Origin of the sequence: Capnocytophaga sp. oral taxon 332 str. F0381, assembly GCF_000318275.2 — a bacterium.
GTDB lineage: Bacteria > Bacteroidota > Bacteroidia > Flavobacteriales > Flavobacteriaceae > Capnocytophaga > Capnocytophaga bilenii.
The window spans coordinates 26,146-31,447 of sequence record NZ_KB291285.1 but is presented as its reverse complement, the minus strand read 5'-3'; the positions used below and the strand labels follow the sequence as shown (position 1 = coordinate 31,447).

The following is a 5,302-nucleotide window of genomic DNA, read 5'->3' as shown; positions in this document are numbered from 1 at the left end:
ACCTTTTAAAATTTGGATATTAACATAGAATGTGAGACGAGTGAGACTGGTGAGACTGGTGAGACGGGAGGAGAATTTTGAATTGGGCACAAGCTGCAAGCTTGCGCCAGCGGGGGAGAAGTGAGACGGGAGGAGAATTTTGAATTATGAATTTTGAATTGGGCACAAGCTGCAAGCTTGCGCCAGCGGGGATTAACTATTATAAAATAGATGTTCCACGTGGAACATTATAGTTGTTAATTATCAATTATTATAGGAGAAACTGTTCCACGTGGAACAATTTTATCATTAACTATTTACGTATTAAACATTGGTTTTATATGAATAAAATATTTATTTTCATAGTTTTACTTTGTAGTATTTCATTAAATGCTCAAATTGTTAATACTCCTGCTACAGCACAAGAAAAGGAATTGATAGGTAATGTGCAACAGCTTGTGGAGCGGGTGTATGATGTGTATAAAGATAATTTGCAGCAAAAACGCCTTGCTGTAGAGAATAGCTATATCTTTGATGAACAAAGAAATACGACTTCTTTAGAACAAAATTACGGCAATACTCAGCTTCGTTATAAGTATATTTATCTGCCTAATAATAAGCCTATAGAAGTAACTATAACCAAGGAAGCTCATAATGAAATTATAGTTACTAATGGTCGCTATGAATATGAACAGGTAGGTAGACTGAAGAGTTTTACTAACTACTTGCAAGGCGTGGAAACACCTACCCAGATATTTACTTTTACTGATTATGACGATAGGGATAACCCAATAGCAGGGAAACTTACAACACCTAATTCGGAAGCTACCGTACAGCAAGAATTTAATAAAGACAACCAACGTACTAGTCTGCTTATAGTTACCAAGAGCGAACCAGCTACCCAAATACATATACAACAACGCTATGACAAGCTGGGTAGGGTAGTGGAGCGAAGTATTTCGGAAGGATTGGTGACTAACCCAAGTGTGAGTGTTTTGCGCTATACTTACAACAAGAAAGGTATTATTACTGCAGTAAATGATCAAAAATTGGAATATACTTTTGACAAACAAGGTAATTGGATTACGAGGCTTACGCTTGTAAAAGGCAAAATAGTGGGCTATGCTGAACGCAATATTAAATACTATTAGTGAAATTGAATTTTCTTTTTTGTTAGATTACAAATTATTTTATACTTTTGTAATCGTAATTTACGTATAATTGATAATGGAAAACATATACTATGGAAACAAATACTATCACTTTTAAAGAGCATTTACCATTGGAAAAATATCAGCAACTAATAGTAGATGAACAAATTAGTTTTTCTGAACTTAGTTTGGAAGATCTTGAAAAAATTTATTTATCAAAAGAGCAGTCGAAGCTTGGAATGGTAACAGAACATTCGGAAGTACAGAGAAGAGCAATAGAGAGAAAATTTAATAGGGAATGAAGATAGTTTGGACAACCGAAGCAATAAATAACTATTACGATACGCTTGATTATTGGGATATGCATAATGGGAGTAATACTTATTCTAATAAGATAATTGAAGCGGTGGAACTATTAGTACAAGAACTTATTGAAGATCCTTATTTTTTAGCAAGATACGATGAAAAACTAAATTTATATAGAAAAACAATTTTAAAGGGGAAATTTCTTATTTATTACGAAATAAAAGAAATTGAAAATCTTATAGAAATACAATATTTTCGGAGTAATTATCAAAAGCCTTTAACAGATAACTAATATTTATCTGTTTTTACAAGGATAATGATAAAATATGGATTGCTAATTTTCATTATTTTTTTTGCAAAAATCTTGCTAATTCATAAATATTTTATACCTTTGCACTCTCAAAGCTAACAATACTAAAATTTGGATAATAAAATGATAAAGATTACACTACCAGACGGTTCGGTAAAAGAATACCAAAGTGGCGTTACCCCTATGCAAGTAGCTCAAAGTATTAGCGAAGGACTTGCACGCAATGTACTATCGGCTTCCTTCAATGGAAAAACAGTAGAAAGCGTTACCCCACTGACGACGGATGGTAGTTTAACTCTATATACTTGGGATAATCCTGAAGGGAAAAAGGCTTTTTGGCACTCATCGGCGCACATTTTGGCTCAGGCATTGGAGGAATTGTACCCTGGTATTAAACTTACCATAGGGCCGGCAATTGCGAGTGGTTTTTACTACGATGTTGATTTTAATGGAAAACCTATTTCTGAAAAAGATTTTCCGGCTATTGAAGCTAAGTTCTTGGAAATTGCACGTGGCAAACACGAATTTAAAATGCGCCCTGTAAGCAAAGCGGAAGCGTTGTCATATTATGCGGGGAAAAATGAGTATAAAACAGAACTCATTGAAGCGCTTGAAGATGGTACTATTACTTTTTGCGACCATAGTACTTTTACTGACCTCTGCCGTGGAGGGCATATTCCTAACACTGGATTTGTAAAAGCGGTGAAAGTGCTTAGTGCAGCAGGTGCTTACTGGCGAGGTAATGAACACAATCCGCAGCTAACGCGTGTGTATGGAATTTCGTTTCCGAAGCAAAAAGAACTTACTGATTATCTCGAGCTATTGGAAGAAGCTAAAAAACGCGACCACCGCAAGCTTGGTAAAGAGCTAGAACTCTTTACTTTTTCAAACAAAGTAGGGCAGGGGCTACCACTCTGGTTGCCTAAAGGTGCAGCACTACGCGAACGTTTGGAGGCTTTCTTGCGCAAAGCTCAAAAACAAGCCGGTTACGAACAGGTAGTTACGCCTCATATAGGGCATAAAAATTTATATGTAACTTCAGGACACTGGGAAAAATACGGCAAAGATAGTTTTCAGCCTATTGCTACTCCTAATGAAGGGGAAGAGTATTTGCTAAAACCGATGAACTGCCCTCACCACTGCGAAATATACAATTCGCACCCTTGGAGTTATAAAGATTTACCGAAACGATTTGCTGAATTTGGTACTGTATATCGTTATGAGCAAAGTGGTGAATTACACGGATTGACCCGTGTGCGCTGCTTCACTCAAGACGATGCTCACATATTCTGTACTCCTGAACAGCTTGATACTGAATTTAAACACGTAATAGACTTGGTGCTATACGTATTTGGCTCACTTGGGTTTGATAATTTTACGGCACAAGTATCCTTGCGTGACCCTGAAAACCTGACTAAATACATTGGTAGTGATGAGAATTGGGCTAAAGCTGAAAATGCTATTATAGCTGCTGCTAAAGAAAAAGGGCTTACTTATGTGGTGGAAACAGGAGAAGCTGCTTTTTATGGTCCTAAGCTTGACTTTATGGTGAAAGATGCTTTGGGAAGAAGCTGGCAGCTGGGTACTATTCAGGTAGATTACAACTTACCTGAGCGATTTGACTTGTGGTATAAAGGTGCAGACAACGAATTGCACCGCCCTGTGATGATACACCGTGCGCCTTTTGGTAGTATGGAGCGCTTTGTAGCTATTTTGTTGGAGCACACAGCGGGTAATTTCCCATTATGGCTTACTCCTGACCAAGCTATAATTTTGTCGCTCAGCGAAAAATACGAAGGCTATGCGCAAAAAGTATTGAGACAGCTACAGGATTTGGATATTCGTACCCTAATAGACAATCGTGCTGAAACAATGGGTAAAAAGATACGTGAGGCTGAAAAGCAAAAAGTGCCTTATATGCTTATTGTGGGTGAAAATGAAGAAAAAGAGGCTACTATTTCGGTACGCAAACGCGGTGGTGAAGATTTAGGAAGTATGACAGTAGAGGCTTTTGCTAAACTCATCAACGAAGAAGTAGCTAAGTCGATTAAGCAATTTGCTAATTGACAAAATAAAACAGTGAAAGTAATTTAAAATTTTAATAGCCATCATTAAGAAAAGTAACACACCGGGAAAAGACGACAAAAGCCTACATCGCATAAATCGCGATATTAGGGTTCCAGAGGTTCGTCTTGTGGGGGAAAACGTTGAGAATGGCGTTTATCCTACACGAAAAGCTTTAGAAATTGCTGAAAGTCTTGAACTCGATTTGGTTGAGATATCGCCAAATGCTACTCCGCCCGTTTGTAAAGTAATTGACTATAAGAAGTTTCTTTACGAACAAAAGAAGCGTGATAAAGAGCTAAAAGCTAAGGCTGTGAAAGTAGTTATTAAGGAGATACGTTTTGGCCCTCAAACAGATGACCACGACTATGAATTTAAGAAAAAACACGGTGAAAAGTTTTTGAAAGAAGGGTCAAAAGTTAAAGCCTATGTATTTTTCAAAGGTCGTTCAATTATTTACAAAGACCAAGGTGAGATTTTGTTGTTACGACTTGCTACTGACCTTGAAGAATACGGCAAAGTGGAACAAATGCCTAAACTGGAAGGCAAGCGTATGACGATGTTTTTGGCACCATTACCTAAGAAAAAATAATTGTTATCTGTCCCTTGTAAAGGGCGGAAAATGAGGATAAAAATAAACTCCCGTAACTGCCCCTCTGAAAAGAGGGGCAGGGGAGGACGGAATAATATCACAATAAAAATTCTAAGCAAATGCCTAAAATTAAAACTAAATCGGGAGCTAAGAAGCGCTTTGTGCTTACGGGCTCTGGCAAAATCAAGAGAAAACATGCGTTTAAGAGCCACATCTTAACAAAGAAGACTAAAAAACGCAAGTTGGCACTTACCCACGCTGCACTCGTTAGCACTAACGATACTGCAAGTGTGAAGAGACAATTAGGCTTAAAATAATTGTCTGCAACGAATCGGAATTAATAACCCTGGAGTAGGTACCTAAGTGTTTGTTTTAAGCCGAACCACCTGCTACAAAAAATTAAAATTTATTTATGCCAAGATCAGTAAATGCTGTAGCTCGTAGAGCTCGTAGAAAGAAAATAATGAAGCTTGCCAAAGGTTTCTTTGGTCGCAGAAAAAACGTTTGGACGGTAGCTAAAAATGCTGTTGAGAAAGCAATGCAGTACGCTTATAGAGACCGCCGTAACAAAAAGAGAACTTTCCGTGCTTTGTGGATTGTACGTATCAATGCAGGTGCGCGCCTTCACGGATTGTCATACTCTCAGTTTATGGGGAAACTTAAAGCTCATAACATTGAACTCAACCGCAAGGTGTTAGCCGATTTGGCTATGAATCACCCAGAAGCGTTCAAAGCTATTGTTGAAAAAGTAAAATAAACGTTTAACGATGATATTATTCCGTAAAAAAAGCTGTCTTTATTTAGGCAGCTTTTTTAATTAGAGAGTGTCTGAAAAGTTTTTTGGCTTAAAGCAAGCTTATTAATAGATAGAATATTTTTGTAACTAATTGATTATTAACA

7 protein-coding genes are annotated in these 5,302 nt (G+C 37.3%); all 7 read left to right on the top strand.

All coding sequences use genetic code 11. The features are described from left to right. Window positions 1–320 precede the first annotated feature (320 nt). Window positions 321–1,130, top strand: coding sequence for a hypothetical protein (locus HMPREF9075_RS04055; protein ID WP_009415237.1), 810 nt, complete (start codon window positions 321–323; stop codon window positions 1,128–1,130). A gap of 92 nt (window positions 1,131–1,222) precedes the next feature. Then, a complete protein-coding gene (locus HMPREF9075_RS04050) occupies window positions 1,223–1,432 on the top strand; it encodes a hypothetical protein (protein WP_009415236.1) in 210 nt (69 codons plus the stop codon). Then, the gene (locus tag HMPREF9075_RS04045; RefSeq protein ID WP_009415235.1) at window positions 1,429–1,728 is read left to right on the top strand and encodes a hypothetical protein; all 300 of its coding nucleotides are present in this window, start codon (window positions 1,429–1,431) and stop codon (window positions 1,726–1,728) included. The genes HMPREF9075_RS04050 and HMPREF9075_RS04045 overlap by 4 nt, the downstream gene beginning before the upstream one ends. 141 nt (window positions 1,729–1,869) lie before the next feature. Continuing rightward, window positions 1,870–3,813 (top strand): threonine--tRNA ligase, encoded by a 1,944-nt coding sequence (thrS, locus tag HMPREF9075_RS04040; protein ID WP_009415234.1) that lies wholly within the window; start codon window positions 1,870–1,872, stop codon window positions 3,811–3,813. A 91-nt stretch (window positions 3,814–3,904) separates the two neighbouring features. After that, window positions 3,905–4,402 carry a translation initiation factor IF-3 gene (gene infC / locus HMPREF9075_RS04035; protein WP_157049218.1) on the top strand — a complete coding sequence of 166 codons (498 nt, stop codon included), beginning with the start codon at window positions 3,905–3,907 and terminating at the stop codon, window positions 4,400–4,402. A gap of 119 nt (window positions 4,403–4,521) precedes the next feature. Then, window positions 4,522–4,719, top strand: coding sequence for a 50S ribosomal protein L35 (gene rpmI / locus HMPREF9075_RS04030; RefSeq protein WP_009415232.1), 198 nt, complete (start codon window positions 4,522–4,524; stop codon window positions 4,717–4,719). Between the two features lie 95 nt (window positions 4,720–4,814). Further along, window positions 4,815–5,159, top strand: coding sequence for a 50S ribosomal protein L20 (rplT, locus tag HMPREF9075_RS04025; protein ID WP_009415231.1), 345 nt, complete (start codon window positions 4,815–4,817; stop codon window positions 5,157–5,159). Window positions 5,160–5,302: the final 143 nt, after the last annotated feature.

Bases quoted from the DNA above. Each gene is read 5' to 3' on its own strand.
- HMPREF9075_RS04055 (WP_009415237.1), top strand. From the start codon at position 321: ATGAATAAAATATTTATTTTCATAGTTTTACTTTGTAGTATTTCATTA.
- HMPREF9075_RS04050 (WP_009415236.1), top strand. From the start codon at position 1,223: ATGGAAACAAATACTATCACTTTTAAAGAGCATTTACCATTGGAAAAA.
- HMPREF9075_RS04045 (WP_009415235.1), top strand. From the start codon at position 1,429: ATGAAGATAGTTTGGACAACCGAAGCAATAAATAACTATTACGATACG.
- thrS (WP_009415234.1), top strand. From the start codon at position 1,870: ATGATAAAGATTACACTACCAGACGGTTCGGTAAAAGAATACCAAAGT.
- rpmI (WP_009415232.1), top strand. From the start codon at position 4,522: ATGCCTAAAATTAAAACTAAATCGGGAGCTAAGAAGCGCTTTGTGCTT.
- rplT (WP_009415231.1), top strand. From the start codon at position 4,815: ATGCCAAGATCAGTAAATGCTGTAGCTCGTAGAGCTCGTAGAAAGAAA.